Annotated in this window: 21 protein-coding genes; 17 read left to right on the plus strand and 4 right to left on the minus strand. The window is 58.8% G+C overall.

All coding sequences use genetic code 11. The features are described from left to right. Positions 1-94: 94 nt before the first annotated feature. The 4 genes from FBZ99_RS16445 to FBZ99_RS16460 all read left to right on the plus strand — a co-directional run bounded on the left by FBZ99_RS16445 (position 95) and on the right by FBZ99_RS16460 (position 4,757). The gene (locus FBZ99_RS16445) at positions 95-868 is read left to right on the plus strand and encodes a siderophore-interacting protein (protein ID WP_113354369.1); all 774 of its coding nucleotides are present in this window, start codon (positions 95-97) and stop codon (positions 866-868) included. A gap of 334 nt (positions 869-1,202) precedes the next feature. Further along, positions 1,203-2,942, plus strand: coding sequence for a type I secretion system permease/ATPase (locus tag FBZ99_RS16450; RefSeq protein WP_113354370.1), 1,740 nt, complete (start codon positions 1,203-1,205; stop codon positions 2,940-2,942). Continuing rightward, positions 2,939-4,249 (plus strand): HlyD family type I secretion periplasmic adaptor subunit, encoded by a 1,311-nt coding sequence (locus FBZ99_RS16455; protein WP_113354371.1) that lies wholly within the window; start codon positions 2,939-2,941, stop codon positions 4,247-4,249. Before FBZ99_RS16450 ends, FBZ99_RS16455 begins: the two co-directional genes overlap by 4 nt. Before the next feature lie 115 nt (positions 4,250-4,364). Continuing rightward, positions 4,365-4,757 (plus strand): GFA family protein, encoded by a 393-nt coding sequence (locus FBZ99_RS16460; protein WP_113354372.1) that lies wholly within the window; start codon positions 4,365-4,367, stop codon positions 4,755-4,757. Positions 4,758-4,833: 76 nt separating this feature from the next. Here the strand turns inward: FBZ99_RS16460 and FBZ99_RS16465 are convergent, their stop codons facing one another. Together FBZ99_RS16465 and FBZ99_RS16470 are read right to left on the minus strand one after the other, a co-directional pair. Then, positions 4,834-6,270 (minus strand): family 16 glycosylhydrolase, encoded by a 1,437-nt coding sequence (locus FBZ99_RS16465; protein WP_113354373.1) that lies wholly within the window; start codon positions 6,268-6,270, stop codon positions 4,834-4,836. 209 nt (positions 6,271-6,479) lie between these two features. Then, a complete protein-coding gene (locus tag FBZ99_RS16470; protein ID WP_113354374.1) occupies positions 6,480-7,475 on the minus strand; it encodes an ABC transporter substrate-binding protein in 996 nt (331 codons plus the stop codon). 480 nt (positions 7,476-7,955) lie between these two features. On the opposite strand from FBZ99_RS16470, the gene FBZ99_RS16475 reads away from it, so the two are divergent. The 5 genes from FBZ99_RS16475 to FBZ99_RS16495 all read left to right on the plus strand — a co-directional run bounded on the left by FBZ99_RS16475 (position 7,956) and on the right by FBZ99_RS16495 (position 13,752). After that, on the plus strand, positions 7,956-8,336 hold the full coding sequence (locus FBZ99_RS16475; protein ID WP_113354375.1) for a pore-forming ESAT-6 family protein: 381 nt from the start codon (positions 7,956-7,958) through the stop codon (positions 8,334-8,336). 311 nt (positions 8,337-8,647) lie between these two features. Next, positions 8,648-10,279: an ABC transporter substrate-binding protein gene (locus FBZ99_RS16480; protein WP_113354376.1), complete on the plus strand. Its 1,632-nt coding sequence runs from the start codon at positions 8,648-8,650 to the stop codon at positions 10,277-10,279. Further along, positions 10,260-11,210 carry an ABC transporter permease gene (locus tag FBZ99_RS16485; RefSeq protein WP_113390391.1) on the plus strand — a complete coding sequence of 317 codons (951 nt, stop codon included), beginning with the start codon at positions 10,260-10,262 and terminating at the stop codon, positions 11,208-11,210. Before FBZ99_RS16480 ends, FBZ99_RS16485 begins: the two co-directional genes overlap by 20 nt. Continuing rightward, a complete protein-coding gene (locus FBZ99_RS16490) occupies positions 11,207-12,073 on the plus strand; it encodes an ABC transporter permease (RefSeq protein WP_113390392.1) in 867 nt (288 codons plus the stop codon). Before FBZ99_RS16485 ends, FBZ99_RS16490 begins: the two co-directional genes overlap by 4 nt. Beyond that, complete coding sequence (locus FBZ99_RS16495; protein WP_113354378.1) at positions 12,070-13,752, plus strand: dipeptide ABC transporter ATP-binding protein; 1,683 nt, start codon at positions 12,070-12,072, stop codon at positions 13,750-13,752. The genes FBZ99_RS16490 and FBZ99_RS16495 overlap by 4 nt, the downstream gene beginning before the upstream one ends. Positions 13,753-13,887: 135 nt before the next feature. On the opposite strand, the gene FBZ99_RS33130 is transcribed toward FBZ99_RS16495, so the two are convergent. Next, the gene (locus FBZ99_RS33130) at positions 13,888-14,049 is read right to left on the minus strand and encodes a hypothetical protein (RefSeq protein WP_186450316.1); all 162 of its coding nucleotides are present in this window, start codon (positions 14,047-14,049) and stop codon (positions 13,888-13,890) included. 432 nt (positions 14,050-14,481) lie between these two features. Between FBZ99_RS33130 and FBZ99_RS16500 the strand changes: the two genes are divergently transcribed. After that, positions 14,482-15,003, plus strand: coding sequence for an invasion associated locus B family protein (locus FBZ99_RS16500; RefSeq protein ID WP_113333190.1), 522 nt, complete (start codon positions 14,482-14,484; stop codon positions 15,001-15,003). Between the two features lie 94 nt (positions 15,004-15,097). On the opposite strand, the gene FBZ99_RS16505 is transcribed toward FBZ99_RS16500, so the two are convergent. Next, complete coding sequence (locus FBZ99_RS16505; protein ID WP_113354380.1) at positions 15,098-15,982, minus strand: GntR family transcriptional regulator; 885 nt, start codon at positions 15,980-15,982, stop codon at positions 15,098-15,100. Positions 15,983-16,136: 154 nt separating this feature from the next. Between FBZ99_RS16505 and FBZ99_RS16510 the strand changes: the two genes are divergently transcribed. The 7 genes from FBZ99_RS16510 (at position 16,137) to FBZ99_RS16530 (ending at position 19,635) form a co-directional block, all read left to right on the plus strand. Next, positions 16,137-16,355, plus strand: coding sequence for a hypothetical protein (locus tag FBZ99_RS16510; protein WP_113354381.1), 219 nt, complete (start codon positions 16,137-16,139; stop codon positions 16,353-16,355). Between the two features lie 65 nt (positions 16,356-16,420). Beyond that, a complete protein-coding gene (locus FBZ99_RS16515; protein ID WP_113333192.1) occupies positions 16,421-17,434 on the plus strand; it encodes a zinc-binding alcohol dehydrogenase family protein in 1,014 nt (337 codons plus the stop codon). Positions 17,435-17,448: 14 nt separating this feature from the next. Beyond that, complete coding sequence (locus FBZ99_RS33340) at positions 17,449-17,760, plus strand: SDR family NAD(P)-dependent oxidoreductase (protein ID WP_210248380.1); 312 nt, start codon at positions 17,449-17,451, stop codon at positions 17,758-17,760. Then, complete coding sequence (locus FBZ99_RS33780) at positions 17,757-17,918, plus strand: hypothetical protein (RefSeq protein WP_210248381.1); 162 nt, start codon at positions 17,757-17,759, stop codon at positions 17,916-17,918. The genes FBZ99_RS33340 and FBZ99_RS33780 overlap by 4 nt, the downstream gene beginning before the upstream one ends. A 277-nt stretch (positions 17,919-18,195) precedes the next feature. Continuing rightward, positions 18,196-18,756 carry an FMN reductase gene (msuE, locus tag FBZ99_RS16525; RefSeq protein WP_145634052.1) on the plus strand — a complete coding sequence of 187 codons (561 nt, stop codon included), beginning with the start codon at positions 18,196-18,198 and terminating at the stop codon, positions 18,754-18,756. Positions 18,757-18,816: 60 nt separating this feature from the next. Further along, the gene (locus tag FBZ99_RS33145; protein WP_173004576.1) at positions 18,817-18,987 is read left to right on the plus strand and encodes a hypothetical protein; all 171 of its coding nucleotides are present in this window, start codon (positions 18,817-18,819) and stop codon (positions 18,985-18,987) included. 63 nt (positions 18,988-19,050) lie between these two features. Further along, positions 19,051-19,635, plus strand: a complete 585-nt coding sequence (locus FBZ99_RS16530; protein ID WP_145634054.1) for an RBBP9/YdeN family alpha/beta hydrolase — start codon at positions 19,051-19,053, stop codon at positions 19,633-19,635. Positions 19,636-19,739 lie beyond the last annotated feature (104 nt).

Below are 19,739 nucleotides of genomic sequence, written 5' to 3' on the forward strand. Positions count from 1 at the left end.
CGTCACTCAACGCGTATGATCGAACGGCTCTGCGGCTTCGGTCTGCGCGACTGTGTCCTGCGGATCGAGATCAAAGTGCCTCGAAAGGACACCCATGGATACCCCCCATAGTTCCAACCCGGCCATCTCCGCTCCGAAGATCGAGCGCGTGCGCCATGAACTGAAGCGGCGCACTCTGACTGTAACGGCCATCGACAGGATCACGCCCGGCATGCTGCGCATTCGGCTGGCCGGCGAAGATCTCGCCGATTTTGTCAGCCTTGCGCCCGACGACCACATCAAGGTGATGGTTCCGGGCGCCGGCGAGGAGATGGAGCGGCGTGACTATACGCCTCGCCAATACGACACCGACGCGCGGACACTCGTCCTCGATTTTGCCGTCCATGAGGCAGGCCCTGCCACGCAATGGGCGCTCGACGCTCGCGTCGGCGACAGGCTGGAGATCGGCGGTCCCCGCGGCTCGGCCGTCGTGTCCGCAGATATCGAGAACTGGCTGCTCATCGGCGACGAGACGGCGCTGCCGGCCATCGGCCGCCGGATTGAGGAGGCACGTGCGGGGGCACATATAACGGCGATCGCCGCGGTTGCCGATGCTCATGAACATCAGGCATTTCAAACCGATGCGCAGCTGGATATGCGCTGGGCATATCGGCCTCTCTCGGAAGCGGCGGATCCGTCCTCGCTTCTGAAGATATTGCAGTCGATCGATGTGGTGCCCGGCACGTTCGTCTGGATCGCCGCCGAAGCCTCCGTCACGCGCGCCTTGCGCTCCTACCTCGTCGAAGACCGCGGCTATCCGCTGAGCTGGATCAAGGCGTCCGGCTATTGGGTCAAGGGCAAGGCGGACACGACGGAGAAATTCGACTGAATGCGGGAGGCAGGCGGCAAGATGCCGCTTGCTCATCCTAATATGATAGGTCAGGCATCTTGCCGGAACAGGCTGCTGCCCCATTTCATGGCGCAATTGTCCCGCAAGTGGACAAGGCGTTCCGCGATAAGGTTGGGTTCACCGAAACTGCATTCTGGATAGATTTCGACTTCCTAAATTACAAGGGATCGTTGAAGGTTAGGCTTGAAGCGGGAATGGTGGCAAAGCCATAGGCGATCGCTTTGCAGGTCCATGCGCCGAGCGGGAGGCGGTGCTTTGGGCGTCATGTAAATCCCTGCCGTACGCGACGGCCAATGTTGAGGATCGACGCAAGGTGCTTGCCGTCCCGAAAGACCCGCCGCAGACATTCGTCGCATTGATGTTGTCGGCGCTTCGTAAGGCCTTCATCGGCATCGCTCTGGCGAGCGCGGCCATCAATGTGCTGGCGCTGACCGGCTCCTTCTTCATGCTGCAGGTCTATGATCGGGTCATTCCGAGCCATAGCCTGCCGACGCTGTCCGGTCTCGTCATCATCGTCGTGACCCTCTATCTGTTTCAGGGCGTAATCGAATTCCTGCGCTCCATGCTGCTTGTGCGCATCGGCATGTCGCTCGATGAGCGTCTAAACAGGAAGGTCTTCGGCGCGCTTCTGTTCCTGCCGAGCAAAAAACAGACGTCGGACGATGGGCTGCAATCGGTGCGTGATCTCGAGCAGATCCGCTCCTTCCTTTCCGGTACCGGTTCGACGGCGCTTTTCGATTTGCCATGGGTGCCGTTCTATCTGATCCTTTGCTTTCTGTTCCACTTTTGGATCGGCTTTACGGCTCTTTGCGGCGCCTTGCTGCTCGTCGGCATTACCGTGGCTGCCGAAATGCTGTCGCGTCGACCGGCGCTGGAGGCGGCCAGGTCTTCGGCAGCACGCCTCGGCTTTGCTCAGGCTGCGCGGCGGAACTGGGAGGCTGCTATTGCTATGGGGTTTTCCGGCCGCCTCACCGATAAATGGGCTGTCATGAATGAGGATTATCTCAGTCACCAGGCGATAGCGAGCACCCGTGTCGGCGCGCTGACCATCGCCGCCAAGATTGCACGCATGATGCTGCAATCCGGTGTCCTTGCCGTCGGCGCGATCCTCGTCATTCGCCAGGAAGCGACGGGAGGTATCATCATTGCCAGCTCGATCCTGGTGACGCGGGCGCTGGCGCCCGTCGAGCTTGCGATCGGCCAATGGAAGGGTTTTGTGGCTGCACGCCAGGGTTGGACTCGGCTTGCCGCACTCCTCGACGCCGCGCCGCCCGAGAAGCAGGCTTTCGCCTTGCCCGCACCGTCGCGGGAGCTCAGCGTCGAGAATATCACCGTGACGTCGCCCGGCAGCCGCGATCTTATCCTGCGCAATGTCTCGTTCAAGATATCGGCGGGAACCATACTCGGCGTCATCGGCCCGAGCGCATCGGGCAAGTCTTCGCTGGCACGTGCAATTGCCGGCTTGTGGCCGGTTGCAATCGGCTCCGTGCGGCTCGATCGTGCCGCTCTTTCGCAATGGGATACCGATGAACTTGGGCAGCATATCGGCTATCTGCCGCAGGATGTAGACCTCTTCGACGGCACAATCGCCGAGAATATTTCGCGTTTTGCTGAGGACATGCGAACCGAATCGATCATTGCGGCGGCGAAAGCGGCGGGTGTCTACGACATGATCGTCAAACTCCCGGATGGCTTCGATACCAAGATCGGCGAAGGCGGATCGCGCCTTTCGGCCGGGCAAAGGCAGCGTATCGCCCTGGCGAGGGCGCTTTACGGCGATCCCTTTCTGGTGCTTCTCGACGAGCCGAATTCCAATCTCGATGCGGAAGGCGAAGCGGCACTGACGGCGGCCCTCGCAGGCGTCAAGGAGAGGGGTGGCATTGCGATCGTCATTGCCCACCGGCCAAGCGCTCTTGCCGCCGCCGATAGGGTCATGATCGTTGCCGGCGGCCAGGTCCAGGCATTCGGGCCAAAGAAGGACATCCTCGGTCCGTCGCCCAAGCAGCTCGGAACGACGCATCTGGCCATCGCCGGCGGGGAGACGCACGGATGATCGGCAAGGCCTCGTCATCGAACGAACGAATGATCCGCCGCCTGTCGCTGTTGGTGATAGCCGCCATTTTGCTGTTGTTCGGCGTCATGGGCGGCCTTGCCGCCGCTACAAAGATTTCCGGCGCGGTCGTCACCTCCGGCACGCTTGTCGTCGACAGCTATGTAAAGCCAGTAAAGCATCTGAAGGGCGGGATCGCCCGTGCGATCCTGGTGAAGAATGGCGATCATGTCGCCGCCGGCCAGGTGCTCGTCCGGCTTGACGACACCCAGACCCAAGCCAACCTCTCGATCATCCGCAAACGGCTCAACGAACTTTCTGCCCGCACGGCGCGTCTGGCAGCGGAGCGCGACGGCCGGCAGGATATCGACTTTCCGGCCGATCTGCTCTCGTTTGCCGAAGATGCTGATGTGGCAGCTATCCTGGCAGGCGAGCGTCGGCTCTTTCGCGATCGTCAGATATCGCGCGATGGGCAGAAATCGCAGCTTCACGAGCGCATTCAGCAGCTCAGGCAGGAGATTGACGGTCTCGTCGCCCAGGAAGAGGGCAAGCGGCGGGAAATCGCGCTCATCGCCAAGGAGCTCGGAAGCCTCGAAGGCCTGCTCGATCAGGGCATCATTTCGGCGACGAAGGTCTACTCGTTGCAGCGGGAAAGCGCTTCGCTGAACGGCGATCTCGGAAACCTCGTCTCGTCCGTCGCCCAGACCAAAGGCAAGATTGCGGAAACCGAGCTGCAGATCCTGCAGATCGATGCCGACCGCAGTTCGGAAGTATCCGAGCAATTGCGCCAGGCGGAAAGCGATAGCGGCCAGTTTGCCGAGCGCCTTATCGCCGCCGAGGACGATCTGAAGCGGATCGACATCAAGGCGCCGCAGGCGGGGATCGTCGACCAGCTAAGCGTCCATGCCGAAGGGGCAGTCATTTCGCCGGCAGAGGCGATCCTGCAGATCGTTCCGGACAAGGACGCGCTGGTCGCAGAACTGAAACTCGCGCCCCAGGATATTGATCAGATTACCGTGGGACAGGCGGTGTCCCTGCGTTTTCCTGCCTTCAATCAACGGATTACCCCGGAGCTGAACGGGCATGTCGATACGATCTCCGCGGATCTGACGACGGATCAGCGTTCGGGGCAAAGCTACTATGTCGTGCGGGTCAAGGTGGCAAAGCAGGAATGGGATCGGCTGGGGCAGCTTACGCCGCTGCCCGGCATGCCTGTGGAGGCCTTTCTGCAAACGGGCCAACGAAGCGTCCTTGCTTATCTGACAAAGCCGATGACCGACCAGATCAGGCGAGCGTTCAAAGAGGATTAGGCATATAGGTGCATCGGCGCAGAGTTGTGATGCGCAGGAGCGCTATTGCTCACAGCGATCAATTGCGCAGCGGTCGATGCAAACGCTTCATCGCTTGACTTTTGAGGAGGGTAGCATGGATCAATACAAGGGCGGTTGCCTATGCGGCGAGGTCCGATTTGTGGCATCGGGTCGGCCGTACCGGGTCGGCCTTTGCCATTGTCTCGACTGCCGCAAGCATCATGGCGCGCTTTTCCATGCCTCTGCGATATTCCCCGAGCAGGCGGTCAAGATCGACGGTGAGGCCCGGGATTATGCAGGGCGCTTCTTCTGTCCCCGCTGCGGCTCGTCCGTTTTTTCGCGCACCGTGGATGAAATCGAGATAAGTCTGGGCTCCCTGGATGCTCCCGACCAGCTAAAGCCCACTTACGAGCTATGGACCATCCGTCGCGAATCGTGGCTGCCGCCTTTTCCGCTCGAGAAGCGATACGCACGCGATCGCGAGGGTACCGGCCGCTTCGAGGAATAGCTCCCGATGGCGGTTGGTTTCGGCCGGATCAATCCGTCCGAAACACCTGTTTTGACGCACCGATTGTTCGATGCAGTCAGATGTGCCAGTCCGTCGTGTGGGCGGATTGCGTCGAGGCGGCAAGCTGGGCGTTGTGATCGTCCAGGGAATAGGCCTTGATATAGTCGATCTTCATCTCCGACCCATTCGGGAGACCATCCGTCGGCGTCCCCGCCACGCCGCCGACCGCGAGATCGACCAGCATGTACATCGGCCCGTGCATATCGGCCGGCGTATCGGCATGGGCAACGGCAACGTCGTCGAAATACCAGACGATCTGATCCTTGTCCCAGAGCACGCCGTAATTGTGGAAGCCATCGGTGCTTGGCACTTCCACTGGAATAGAGGTCTTCGTGTGCTCGCCGGTGGCATTCGAATGAACCGTCACATTGACCGTGGTCGGGTTTTGTCCGCGCATTTCCACCACGTCGAGTTCCGGTGGCCAGGAACCATCCTCCGGCAGCAGCCAGAAAGCGGGCCAGACGCCCTGATTATGCGGCATCTCTGCCCGCATTTCGAAATAGCCGTAGGTCTGCGAGAAGGTCGAGTGAGTGGTCAGAATGCCTGAAGTATAATCATGGTTCTCGACGATCGATTTCAGCGCGTCCGGCGTCTGTTTCGCCGTAATCGTCAGAATGCCGTCGGAGACAGAAAAGGGGTTGGCGGATGCGGTCGGTGCATAAGAAGGATTGATGTACCACTGCAGTTCATCATTCAGGCTGCTGCCCTTGTCCGGCGCCCAGGAATATTTAGCATCCCAGGTGCCCTGCGTCCCCTCGTGCAGCGAAAGCGTATTGAAATCGTCCGAAAAAGTCTGAGTGAGCGACGATCTGTCGAGCCCGAGCTGAAACTGGTCTTCATGCAGGTCGGAGATGGTCTTGTTGGCGAAGACCAGGCTTTCGCCATTACCGAGATCGAGCCGGACATTGGCACCTTCCTGCGTGGAATGGCTCACGACCTGATCGAACGACGTCAGGCCATACTGATTGAGCCTGACCTTGTCGTCATCGCTGAAATCGGTGATGAGATCGCTGCCGTTGCCCTTGCTGATGATGAAAGTATCGGCGCCGCCACCGCCCGTCAGCACGTCGTTGCCGGCACCGCCATCGATGGTCTGGCTGCCGCTGCCGCCGGTGATGATGTTATCGGCGTCATTGCCATAGGCATGGCGATTATTGCCCGTGACCGTGAGATTTTCGAAATTTTCGGGCAGCGTATAATCCATCCAGGTATTGATGGTATCCACGCCGGCGTTGGATGCTTCATAGGCGTGATTGATGCTGGAATAGAGATAGTAGATATCGTCGCCGGTGCCGCCCATCATCGTCACATTGACGGAGGCGTCACCCCACATGGAGTCGTTGCCGGCGGTGCCGTAAAGCACCGGGCCAGAGCCGGTGGCGGAAAAGAAACCTGTCGACGTATCGCTATAGTAAAGTGGCTGTCCAAGGGCATTCAAAACTGAATTGGGCATGAGAATCCTCTTCCTTCGTGCCGGACGACCTCCTCCATCGAGCTAATATTTCTCCCCGCTCATATGCATCAAATAGCGTGCATTGTTTTTCTGCCCACCCCCGACGGCAAGTTTTTTCGCCAACCTGCCCAAAAGTGCTGGTTGGAGCATTCGTGCTCATGGCTATGAGGCCGGGACGCAGTTATTCACCGCGTCCCCGAAGCCAGAATTTAGAGCGCGGCCTTTACCTTGGCAGCGACATCCGGGCTTACCCATGTCGCCCAGATGTCTTCATGGTTCTTCAGGAAGTATCGGGCGGTGTCTTCGTTGGTGCCCTGGTTATCCGTCTGCCATGCAAGAATGCTATTGACGAGATCGTTCGTCCATTTCCGTTTCTTCAGATAGTCCATCGCGAGGCCGGCGTGATCGGCAAACTTCTTGGTGACGACGGTGTAGACTTCCGAGACGGGATAGGAATTGACCTTTGGATTGGCGCAATCCATGACCGAGGTGCATGCGTCCCATTCGGCCTTGTCGTGGGGTACGCCGAAGGAAAGGCGCACCATCGGATACTTACCGAGGATCGCGGTCGGCGACCAATAATAGCCAAGCCAGCCCGTCTTCTTTTCGAAGGCATTGGCGATCGTACCGTCAAGAGCGGCGGCAGAGCCGGTCTCGACGATTTCAAAGCCCTTCTTCTCGCCGTCGAGCGCCCGGTAGAGATTGCCGAGCGACGCCTGGCATTGCCAGCCGGGCGGGCAATTGTAGATGACGCCCTTTTTCGGATCGTCCGGCGCGGGGAAAAGTTCCGGGTGTTCCAGCGCCTGCTGGACGGTCTTGATATCGGGATGGGCGTCGGCGAGGAATTTCGGAATCCACCAACCATCCTGGCCGCCATCGGAAAGAATGCCGGCAGCGATGACCAACCGTCCCTCGGAAACCGCCTGATCCAGCGGCGTGCGCACCGCATTGATCCAAAGTTCCGGCGCAACGTCCGGTTGGCCTTTCTCGTTCATCGAAGTAAATGTTGGCAGCGTGTCGCCCGTGAGGAGTTCGACCGAGCAGCCATAGCCTTCCTGGAGGATGATCTTGTCGACATTTGCCGCAACGCCGGCCGACGCCCAGTTCATTTCGGCGATGGAGACCGAACCGCAATCGGCATGCGCGGCGCCGGCAAAGGTATAAAGTGCTGCAGCGAAGACGGCGGCAGCTATAGGCTTCTTCATGTAAGACCTCCAGGTCCTGATGTTGCTGTTGTCGAAGGATGTCGCGGGTGAAGCCGTTGATCTTTTCCTTCGCTCTTGCGATGCCCCGGCAGCGCAACGGCCACGCAGAGGCAAATCCGGACAGTCAAACCCGTCCGGGCGCGTCCGGATTACTGCCACATCGATCCCGATGCCATGTGTTGGCCGGATGAAGTTTGAAGCTTTCCCACAGGAAATGAACGGATGCTACCGGCATCATCGGCGTCTTATGCCCGACACGGAAGCTGGAGATCCGTTTGATCGCTGCCGAATGGACCTGCGCGCGAGCTGCGGAGGGAACGGGCAGTTCCGTTGGCGACCACGATCATATCGAAGGCTTCAGCTTTTTTTGACCCTCCGCAGCGATGCTCTCGTGGGTAGAGCGTTTTCCGACTTTGCAGCTATTGCCTTCAGGGTGATCGAGGATAGATCGCAGCATGTTGAAGCAATCAGGAGTTTCATATGCGGAAGATCATTCTGATCGGTATCGTGGCATGCGGATTTGCCGCGCCAAGCTATGCACAGGTATCAAACGACCAACTGGAATTGGCTTACAATTCGGCACGCAATCAACTTGGCGTGCTGAAATATTGCCAGAATGCAGGCCACATCGATGGGGCTGCTGTCGAGACTCAAACGAAAATGCTCGCTCTCATACCGGCGCCCTCGGATACGGCGAAGGGCGAAGCGGCCGAACAAGAGGGTGAAAAAGGCAAGATCTCCGCCATGGGCGTGAATCAGGATCTTGCAGCCATTACAAAAGCGCAGAACGTGACCGAAAAGCAGTTTTGCGAAACCATCGCAAATGCGGTGAAGCAGGCTGGCGCGCAACTTCCAAAATGAAATGCAAAACTGCGACGGCGCGAGCCGTCGCAGCTTGCCATGTACAATATCCGCTTGGCATCCGCATCGCTTCGGACTGCCTCATAGTTTGCTTGAGATCATTCCAACGCCAGCGAACGCGCCACGGTCAGGTTGCTGCCGACGGCCTCAGCGATCTTGAAACGGATTTCCGCCTGTCTTCGCATAAACGCATCACAATGCCTTTAGTCTAGTATTTTTATAGACAATTATCGTGCCGTTCAGCCTGCGCGGTGCCGAGCGGCCTTTTGGCCGCATGATCGATGTCGTGGCGGCCAAAATAGGGACGGGATATGAGAAAAACGCATTCAAGCGCGAAAACCATCGGGCGAAGCAAGATCCGCATTGCCCTGGCATTTTCTTTTCTGACGATGATGGGCACTGTCGCAAATGCCGCATCCGATACGGCAAAGCCGGTCGATGGGGGCATTCTCAACGTCGGATTGGCAACGGATGCCTCCATTATCGACCCGTCGATCACGGGCAACTCGGTTACGGCATTGATTACCCGCAATATCGTCGACTCGCTTGTCGGGCAGGCCGAAGACAACAAGTTCACGCCGTGGCTGGCAGAAAGCTGGGACATCAACGGCGACAATACCGTCTATACTTTCCGTCTGCGTCAGGGCGTGACATTCAGCGACGGCACTCCGCTCGATGCAGCCGCGGTCAAATACAATTTCGATCGCATTCTCGATCCGAAGACGACATCGAGCTACGCCAAGTCGCTGCTCGGACCGATCGACAAGATCGAGGCGCCGGATAGCCGTACGGTCGTGATCCGCTATCGCCAGTCCTTCGCGCCTTTGTTGCAGGGGTTGAGCCTTCCCTATCTCGGCATTCAATCATCGACCTATCTTCAGAAGGCGCAGAGCACGACGAATACGGTCATCGGATCGGGTCCCTACGTGCTCGACAATTTTACCAAGGGCAGCGGCAGCAAGCTGAGCCGCCGTGCGGATTACAATTGGGGTCCTGGCTATGCCGCGCATAAAGGGCCGGCCCATTTCGATCAGATCGTCTTCAAATATCTGCCGGAGGCTTCCGTGCGTCTCGGTGCGCTGGCAAGCGGTCAGTTGCAGGCGATCGACGCGGTGCCGCCGGCAAATTATCGCTCCGTTCAGGGTAACGGCAAGCTGCAGGTGGTGACGCGGGAAAACCCGGGCGTCAACAGCGCCTATTTCCTGAACACCTCGAAGGGACCATTTCAGGACTTGAAGGTGCGGCAGGCTTTCCAGAGCGCCGTCAATGGACCGGCAGCGGTCAAGGCTGCCTTCTTCGGAACCTTGAAGCCGGCCGACAATATCCTCGGCCCCTCGACGCTCTATTATGACCACGATATTTCCAGCTCATGGGGCTTCGATCTGGCAAAGGCCAACCGGCTGCTTGACGAGGCGGGCTGGTCACAGAAGGACGCCGATGGTGTCCGCAAAAAAGATGGCGGCCGGCTGACCCTGCATTATGTCTACGACAGCACCTCGCTCGCCGCGACGGAAGTGACCTTGGCGCAGGCCATTCAATATCAGGTGCGGCAGGCGGGTTTCGATTTGCAGCTCGATCCAGTCGATTCCGGTGGCTGGACCGCTCGCGCCAATGCCAATGATTACGATCTCGTGTCCTTCTACTATGTGCGTGCGGAGCCCGATATCCTGCGCACGGTATTCCATTCGGCCTATATTCCTCCAGCCGGTCAGAATGCGTCTCGCGTCAAAAGCCTCGATGAAAAGCTGACGAAAGCGGTCGGGGCTTCCGATGCCGAGCGTAAGAAACTCTATGCCGAGATACAGAAGGAAGTGATCGAGCAGGCTTATGCCGTACCACTTTTCGTAGCCGCCTATCAGCTCGGCGCCTCGAAGAGCCTGCATGGCATTTCCTGGGCCACCAATGCGAAGCCGAATTTCTACGATGCCTGGCTGGACCGCTAAGCTCTTCCAAACCGCTGTGCGGCGGACCGGGGTGATCGTTGCCGTGCTTTGGGGCGCGGCAACGATTGCCTTTATCGCCGTAAAGCTCATTCCCGGCGATCCCGTCGCGATCCTGGCTGGCGGGGAGAACGTCGTCGATGAGGCAGAGCGGGCCGCATTGGTGCATCAATATGGCCTCGACCAGCCGCTTGCGCTGCAATATGCGCATTATATCGCCAAGGCCTTAAGTGGCGATTTCGGACAAAGCTACCAGTACAGACAGCCTGTTTCAGAGGTGATCTATGAGGCTGCGGGGCCGACATTGCAGCTCGCCGGCAGCGCGATCGTGCTTGCTCTCCTTCTGGCGATCAGCGTGGCCTTGGCAACCGCAGGCCGTCGCAAAAGCCTGACGCTGCTGTCCTCGGGAATAGAATTGATCCTTCTGAGCACGCCCGTCTATTGGATCGGCATTGTCCTATTGTCGGTCTTCAGCTTCAATCTCGAATGGTTTCCGGTCACAGGCAATGATGGACCATCGGCGCTTGTGCTGCCCGCCATTGCCTTGAGCCTGCCGCTCGCCGCACTCTTGAGCCAGGTATTGCGCGACGGCCTGGAGGAGGCGCTGTCCCAGCCGTTTTCTCTGACCGTGCGGACACGCGGCGTCGGCGAGACGGTCCTGCGTGTCAGACATGGTTTGCGGCACGCCGCACTGGCGGCCTCGACCCTCACCGGCACGTTGCTTGCCAGCACCCTAGGCGGCTCGATCCTGACCGAGACGGTATTCGGCCGTTCGGGCATCGGGCAGGTCACGCTTCAGGCGATCAAGACCCGCGACATGCCGTTGATCCTCGGTCTGGTGATGCTGTCTGCCCTTGTCTTCGTTATCGTCAATCTGCTGGTCGATGCTTTCTACCTTGTGATCGATCCACGTCTAAGGAGGACAGGCCTTTGAGCGATGTCGTGCTAGCTGAAAGCGGGCAGCGCCGCATCACGCGCAGACGCCCCGTCTGGCTGTCTTTCGGACTGCTTGCTCCCTTCGCCTTTTTTGTCCTTCTTTGTGTAGCGGTCTGGGCGCCACAATGGCTCTCTGCTCTCGATCCCGAGGCAGTCGATCCGAATGCGATCCTCTTGCCGCCTGATGGGCAACACTGGTTTGGAACCGACGAACTGGGCCGGGATCTGTTTTCGCGGGTGGTTTATGGCACCTCGCAATCCCTAACCATCGGCATCGGTGCGACCCTGATTGCCAGTCTCGGCGGGATCGTGTTGGGGACGACGGCTGCACTGGCTCCAAGGCCGATCGCCCGGCTTTTGTTACGCATCATCGATATCCTGCTTGCCTTTCCGGAAATGCTGCTTGCATTGCTGGTGATTGCCGTTCTCGGCCGCGGGCCTGCGAACACGCTCTTGGCGGTCGGGCTTGCCAGCATCGCCGGCTACGCGCGGCTGATCCGTTCGCAGGTGCTTCACATTAAGCTGTCGGGCTATGTCGAACATGCTGTGGCACTTGGCGAGCATCCGTGGACGATCATCAGCCGGCATATCGTCCCCAACGCCATCCGGCCACTTCTCATCCTCGCGACGATTGGTGTGGGCAGTTCGGTACTGTCCGCTTCGGCCTTGAGCTTCCTTGGTCTGGGCGTCGTGCCTCCGGCCGCCGAATGGGGTGCACTCCTCGCCAATGGCCGCAATTTTCTCGATATCGCGCCCTGGACCAGCCTGTTGCCGGCGACGGTGGTTGCGCTTTCCGTCATTTCGATCACGCTCCTGGGCCGCCGGCTGCAAACCCTCCTCGCAACGGGAGATCTGCGATGAATATTCAGTCCGGCCTGCGAAACTTTCAGACCACCGCTTCCGAGCCGCCCCAGCTGCTTGCGGTCAAAGGGTTGAATGTGGCCTTTCAGACCCCGCAGGGCCGCGTGGATGCGGTTCGCGACCTGTCGCTACAGATCGCGCCTGGCGAGATCCTCGCTTTGGTCGGCGAATCCGGCTCCGGAAAATCTGTAACGGCCCGGGCGATTGTCGGCCTCGCCGGCTCGCGCTCCGTGGTAAAAGCCGACAGGATGGATCTGAGCGCGCATGATGGCCGGCCGCTCGACCTCCTTGATCTGTCGGAAAAAGCCTGGCGCCATGTGCGCGGCCGCGAAATCGGTTTCATTCTTCAGGATGCGCTCGTATCGCTCGATCCCCTGAGGACGGTCGGTCGCGAAATCGCCGAGCCCATCCTCACGCATCGACTGGCACCACGTTCGCTTGTATCGCAACATGTCGTGGAATTGCTGGAACGTGTTGGTGTTCCCGAGCCGGATTTGCGGATGGCGCAATATGCGCATCAATTGTCCGGCGGATTGCGGCAAAGGGCATTGATTGCCTCCGCGCTTGCCGGGCAGCCGCGCTTGCTCGTCGCCGACGAGCCGACGACAGCGCTGGATGTCAGCGTCCAGAAAAGAGTGCTCGCCATCTTCAAGGAACTGGCCGCCGCCGGCCACGGCATCCTCCTGATCACGCATGATTTCTCCGTTGCCGCTCAGCTCGCCGATCGGGTCGCGGTGATGCAAAAGGGCCGGCTGGTGGAAACGGGCCTGGCGCGCAGCGTCCTGTCAGATCCACAGCATGACTATACCCGGCGGCTCCTGGCAGCCGTAACTACAGCGGTCAATCGCGGCCGTCGCCTCAGTGCAGCGAATACGCCCTTGCCGCTCCGGAAGCCCGTTTGCTCAACCGAGCGTCTGCTGGAGATACGCAACGTATCGATGAGTTTCAGGCACGCGGATGGCAGCCTTCTGCGCGCCGTCAGGGACGTATCGCTTCATATCGGCAGCGGCGAAACGCTGGGTGTCGTCGGCGAATCCGGTTCGGGCAAGACCACGCTCGGCAAGATTGCGCTGGCGCTGCAGCGGCCGGATGCGGGGGAGGTGCTGTACGAAGGGCGACCGTGGAGCGCGCTTTCAGAACGCATTCGCCGCCCCCTCAGAGCCGGAATACAGACCATTAACCAGGACCCGCTGAGCTCCTTCAATCCGCGCTTCACCGTCGAGCGCATCATCGAGCAGCCTTTGCTGCTTCATGGCGGCCTCGGCAGATCGGAGCGCCGCGAGAAGATCATCGGTCTAATGGATCTGGTCGGGTTGCCGCCGGATTTGCTCGCCCGGAGGCCGACCGCGCTTTCAGGTGGCCAGCGCCAGCGCGTATCGATCGCCCAGGCTCTTGCGGCCGCGCCGAAGCTTCTGATTTGTGACGAGCCGGTTTCGGCACTCGATGTCACGACGCAAGCCCAGGTTCTGGATCTATTGGTCGATCTGCAGGCAAGGCTCGGCCTGTCGATGATGTTCATTTCGCATGATCTGGGGGTGATCCAGCATATCAGCCATCGGATCGTCGTCATGAAGCAAGGAGCGATCGTCGAGGCTGGGTCTGTCGAAGAGGTCTTCCAGCGGCCTCGCCATGCCTATACGCGCGAACTTATTGCATCCGTGCCGAGGTTTTCGCGCTAAAAGGCCTGATCATAACATGGTTGGCTTCATTCTTTACGTCTCCTTGCCGCCGGCAAAATAGCCGGTTCCGGCCTAATTACTGTCGGCGCGTTACCCTTGAGAAGCATCACGCTGTCAACCTGCTCGGTATCAGCTTCACAATATCTGCCAGAACGGACCTGAGCCGAGGCTGCTGACGTTGCCGCCGGGATAGTTGGCGACCAGCGTTTCGCCGGAAAAGCCGCTGCCGCTGATCCTGCTGTCACCGGGGCGGCGAGAGAGATTGTCAATGCAGTCTTTCTGGGAGCTGTCATTCAAATGACCGCCGGCCAGCCTCGCTCCATTCGTGAGCGGCTTTTGCAATATCATTCAAACCTATTTTGTCTGTGATTTCTATTTTCAATATAAGTGAAATTGAAGTAACAATTAATAATACAAATTGAAAGAGATATTTCGGAATCATAAATCCTATGTATAGTCTACAAAAATACCTTACTAAGGCTGACGAGGGTTATGGTGATTGAACGTGATGAAAGTGTAATTCTTATCGCTACATAAATTCTATGATGCAATGGCATAAAATTAACGCTATTGTTGTCGAAATAACCTCGGGTTTTGAGGGGCGAGGGGTAAGGTGGGGCGCATAATGTTGCGGGGAGCAGAGATGAATGGGATGGCGCTGTTCGCGCTCATAAGGCGTGCCGATAGGCGCTTGCCCATATTGGCAAGTCGACCGAGCGGAGGATTGTGATGGCTGGCCGGACTACTATCGCCGCCGGTTCAGGCACATTGCAGGAGCGTTACGGCGACTGGACGCTTACCATCGTCAATCAGGGAGCCGCCGATCAAGCGCGGCCACATTATGCGATTTCCTATACGCTGTATGATCTGCAGACAAATGCGCCAGTGCTTTCGATCGAACTTACTCCCGACGGCGGAAGCCTGAGGGGTATACTGGCGTTGCCGCTGGGGCTGCATCTGCGGAGCGGGCGGTTGCCGCGGGGTGACGAAGCTGCTTTGGGTCTGGCTCAGCCGCTCGGTGCGGCTTCTTCGCGCGGCTGTCCGGTCGAGCTGAAGCTCGATGCAGCCATGATTGCCAACCTGCGGCGACGGCGTAGCCTCCGCGTGATGCTGGCGGCGACCGATACGGGTCGTGATGTGAGCTACGTCATTTCGCTCAATGGATTTGCCGAGGCTCTCAGCCGGGCGCTCTCCATTGTCGATCCCTACGCCGCAAGAGCCCACATCAGGTCGGGCTTGACCCTTCAGTAGCAGGTCGGATTTCGGGCAGGGTTGCCCGTGCGATTGGCGGTGCCGCCAACCGCACGCATTTTCTTCGCTCCGGCAGTATGCTCGAATTCCGATGTCAAGTTTCCCGGCTAATGCTTGCAAGCAATGTCCGGCGCGCCTCGCTCAGATGTGCCGTGCAGGTCTGGCCAATTTTTCTTTGGTCCCTTGAGAGAATCGCATCGATATAAGCCAGATGCTGATAGACAGCCGCTTCGTTGCGAATGCGCTCGTCTTTCTTGTTCCATTGATAATGGTAGAAGAAAATCAGTGAGATGACGTGGTAGAATTCGGTGACGAAGCGATTGCTGGAAGCACTGTTGATCAAGCGATGCAATTGCTCGTCAAGGAGCGAGAACCGGTGATAATCGGTCTCGATCGTCTCCAGCAGCTTGAGATGCTCGGTGCGCAGTCTGCGCAGCGCGTTCCAGCTCGGGTCGCTGTCATCGAGTTCCGCAAAGCGCATGACGGACCGCATTTCGAAAATTTCGCGGATATCGGAAAGCTCGTTGGCGAATTCCAGGGTCATGCCGCGGAAGACCCATTTGCCGCCGGCTTCGCGCTCCATCAGGCCAAAATGCCGGAAGCTCTGCAGAAACTCGCGGATCGTCGTCGTCGACACGCCGAATTGCCGCGCGAGCTGAAGCGCATTGATCGCCTGGCCCGGACCGCTATCGGATTGGAGTATCCAGGTCAGGAAGGCGCGCTCGACGATCAATGTCGGCGGGATGGTCTCCGCTTCGGCATAGAGCTCGGATGGTTCTGCCTGCCGCAGCACTATCCTGTCCTTGGATAGAAGGCCGTTCTCCATCGCGGCCGCCAGGCACTTGCGGACCGTCGTTCTGCTGGTGCCGAGGGTTCGGCCGATCTCGCGTTCCGAGCCAAGAGAGTGGCCGTGACCGACCGATTGTACGTGGCGCAGGAACTCGTTGAACTGCCGTTTGAAGAGGTTTTCAGAACGCATGCCGATTTGGTTTCGTTGGTTTTTTAAACAAAAAATACCACTTTAAATCGATCGCCTCAACCGTGTAGATTCCGCCTCAAGCTAAGGAGGATAGCTCGGGAATGAGACCAGCATATCTCGTTGCTCACTGGCGCTGCCGGGAAGATGGCGTCGTATGAGCTACACTTTTGATTTCGAGGGCCTGCTTCCCTATTGGGATCAGTTTGCGGAAGGCGTCTGGCTGACGATTCAGCTTTCGGTGGCGGCAACTATCGTGGGGTTTGTGCTGGGCACGTTCTGTGCGATCGCACGGACCAGCGGCTCGGCGACGCTGAAGACGGTCGTCGGCGCCTATGGCGTCGACCTGCCGGCCGACATCGCTACCCTGAACTGATCTGTTTCCAGCGAACCGGGTGCAAGCGCTCGGTTCACGCCCCCAAACCGGAAAGGTATCGTCACGTGAAAGCCCTATTGATCGAAAGTGAAGGTGTCAGCCGTTTCACCGATGTCGCCCGCCCGCAGCTCGGAGAAGGCGATGTCCGTATCGCCGTCCGCCATGTCGGCATCTGCGGGAGTGATCTCAACACGTTTCGAGGCCTCAACCCGCTGGTGGAGCTGCCGCGCATCCCAGGGCACGAAATCGGTGGCGAGATCATCGAGACAGGGGCGGGCGTTTCGTCGGCCTATCAACCGGGACAGCGCGTCATCGTTCTTCCCTATACCAGTTGCGGTACTTGCTCTTCCTGTCGCAAGGGTCGCGTGAATGCTTGTCGCTACAACCGCACGCTTGGCGTCCAGCAGGATGGCGGGCTTGCCGAAGAGATCGTTCTTCCCGCAGAGAAGGTGATCCTGAACGACACGCTCGATCCTCGCTTTCTTGCTTTGGTCGAGCCGCTGTCGGTAGGCTTCCATGCGGTGGCGCGCGGCCGCGTTTCGTCGAGTGATCGCATCGTCGTGCTGGGCTGCGGCATGATTGGTATGGGCGTGGTCATCGGAGCCGTTGCGCGCGGAGCCGAGGTGATTGCCGTCGATCTCAGCCCGGAAAAGACCGCGCTGGCACAACGCTTCGGAGCGCGCCACACAATCGATGCCGGCACGGAAGATGTCGCTGCGCGCATTGTTGAACTGACTGATGACCAGGGCGTCGATGTGGCCTTCGAGGCGGTCGGTCTTCCGGAAACCTTTCGTCAGGCGATCGATCTTGCCGGCTTTTGCGGGCGCGTCGTCTATGTCGGCTACGCCAAGGCTCCCGTTACCTATCAGACACAAATGTTCAATCTCAAGGAGTTGGATATCATGGGCTCGCGCAACGCGACCAGGTCCGATTTCGATGCGGTGATCGCTTATCTGGAGACGATCGGCGACCGCGCCGCCTCGCTCATTTCCAAGATCATACCCTTCGCCGAGGCCGAAGGTGCATTGCCCTTTTGGGACAAGAACCGTGACGTTTTGAAGGTCATTGTCGAAAGATGAATACGCAAGCATCCATGAAATCTCCAACAGGGCTTCCCGACTGGCATGGTGCGTTCCGACTGGACGGACAGCGCGCGCTGGTGACTGGCGGAGGCAGTGGACTGGGCCTCGCGATCGCGCGTTGCCTCGCCGGCTCCGGCGCTGAGGTGGTGCTGGCTGGCCGCAGGTCGGATCTCCTTGAGATGCTGCGGCGTCGATTAGCCCCCTGGCGAAAGCCGCACAGCTCGACCTTCGTGATCTTGCTTCGATCAAAACCTTCGCCACCGGAGTCGAGGAGACGCACGGCCCGGTCGATATCGTCGTCAACAATGCCGGGAATACGGTGAAGAAGCCGTTCGAGGAAGCCGATATTGCCGACTTTGACGAAGTCATGGACGTTACCGGTGGCAAGACGAGCCTTGGCCACGCGACTGAAAGACGGACCTTGCCCCATTATCGGTGTACCGGAGAAGCCGGCTTTTTCGACAATCTGGGAGAGAAATGAACCGCTTCTTTGCGGCAACGCCTCCTGCAATGCTTCGGCAGGACAACCCATCCCATTCCAGCCGCCATTTGGCGTCCGCGGCACTTTTGAAAGACGCAAGCTTGTCGTCCAATCCTTCAGCCGGGTGGCATTTTTGCGCCCTGTCCAGCTGGCTCCAACGTAGAAAGAGATTTTCCAATTCCCATGCCTTCAGAGATCGCTGTTTCTTTTAATCTACTATTTTTATGGACAATATTTGCATTATCGAAAATGCATGCGATCTTCGGAAGGGATGAGAATGAGTGCGCCCAAACTCGTCGGCATTGCCGGCAGCTTCAACAGGCCGTCGAAGACCTACGCGCTGGTCCAGACCGTCGCGGATTTGGCAATTAAGCGATATGGCTTCTCAAGCAAGGTCTATGATCTGCACGATGTTGGTGCGTCCCTTGGCGCCGCTCAGTGGCGCAACGAGCTCGACGACCAGGCGAAAGGTGTGATCGACGATATCGTCTCATCGGATGCGCTGATTATCGGTTCGCCGACGTTCAAGGGATCCTATCCCGGGCTGTTCAAGCATCTGATCGATCTTATCGATCCGCACGAGCTGCGCGCCAAGCCGATCATCATCACCGCGACCGGCGGCGGAGACAGGCACGCGCTGATGGTGGAACATCAGCTGCGGCCGCTCTTCGGCTTCTTCATGGCACACACCCTGCCAACCGCTGTCTATGCGTCTGATCGTGATTTTACCGACTACAAGGTCTCTTCGGAACCGCTGGCCAACCGGATCAATGAAGTGGTCGGTGAGCTCTCGGCTTTCTTCCCGCATTCGGTAAGGGTGTTGGCTGCGGCCGAATGATGGGCTGATGGACAAATTGCCTTCGACCGCCTCGGATCTATCAACCAAATGGAGGGTTACATGAAATGGAATGTCATTAGCCGCCTGAAGACGATTTTCGCTGGGCGCGCGTTGCGGGATGCGGATGGACGCATCCAGTCGGTCGATCGGCCCGAGTCCGTCGAGCGAGAGCTCTCCGCGCGCGACTACGAGATCTACTATTGGTGTACATCCCCTGGGCCTTGGCATTGAAGGGAGATGTGCTTTTGATGTCCTGTCGCAAGCTTTGTGTTCGATCTTTCTCGTGAGGCTTACATGACCAGAGTACTGATTGTGCCTGGCCTTTTCGGCTCGGGCGAGGGGCATTGGCAGCGCTATTGGCTGCAGGATCATCGCGACGTTCGGCTTGTCGAGCAGGATGACTGGGACTTTCCCAATCTCGGCAGTTGGATGGAGAAATTAGAAGCCGCGCTGGAAGAGGCCGGTGAAGCCTATATCGTCGCCCACAGCCTGGGCTGCGTGTTGACGGCGAGGCTGGCTGGCCGCGAGGCTGCGCGAAGGGTCAAAGGTGCACTGCTCGTAGCGCCCTGCGATATTCCTGTGACGGAAGCCCTGCATGCCGGACATCTGTCCTTCGGCACCATGCCGACCGACACGCTGCCTTTTCCCAGCACGACGGTCGGGAGCTTGAACGACATCTATATGAGCCTCGACCGGCTCGGCATGTTCGGACGGCTTTGGAATTCAGATGTTCGCAATATCGGCCTTGCAGGACATATCAACATAGCAAGCGGTTACGGGCGCTGGGCGGGTGGTTACCGCTTTCTGGACATGTTGAAGGCGCGTAGCAGGCATCGCAGGCCGCAGGGATTTTCAGCGGCAATCGCGGCGTCCATTTGAAAGAAGGGCTTTTCATATCCGACATTCGACGCCATTGTGCGACGGATTTTTTTCTCGCCTTTTGGCCGCCATCCCAAGCGCGCGCCGGGGCATGTTCTTTGGAG

The sequence above is a fragment of the Rhizobium sp. ERR 1071 genome (assembly GCF_007828675.1).
Classification (GTDB): domain Bacteria; phylum Pseudomonadota; class Alphaproteobacteria; order Rhizobiales; family Rhizobiaceae; genus Rhizobium; species Rhizobium dioscoreae.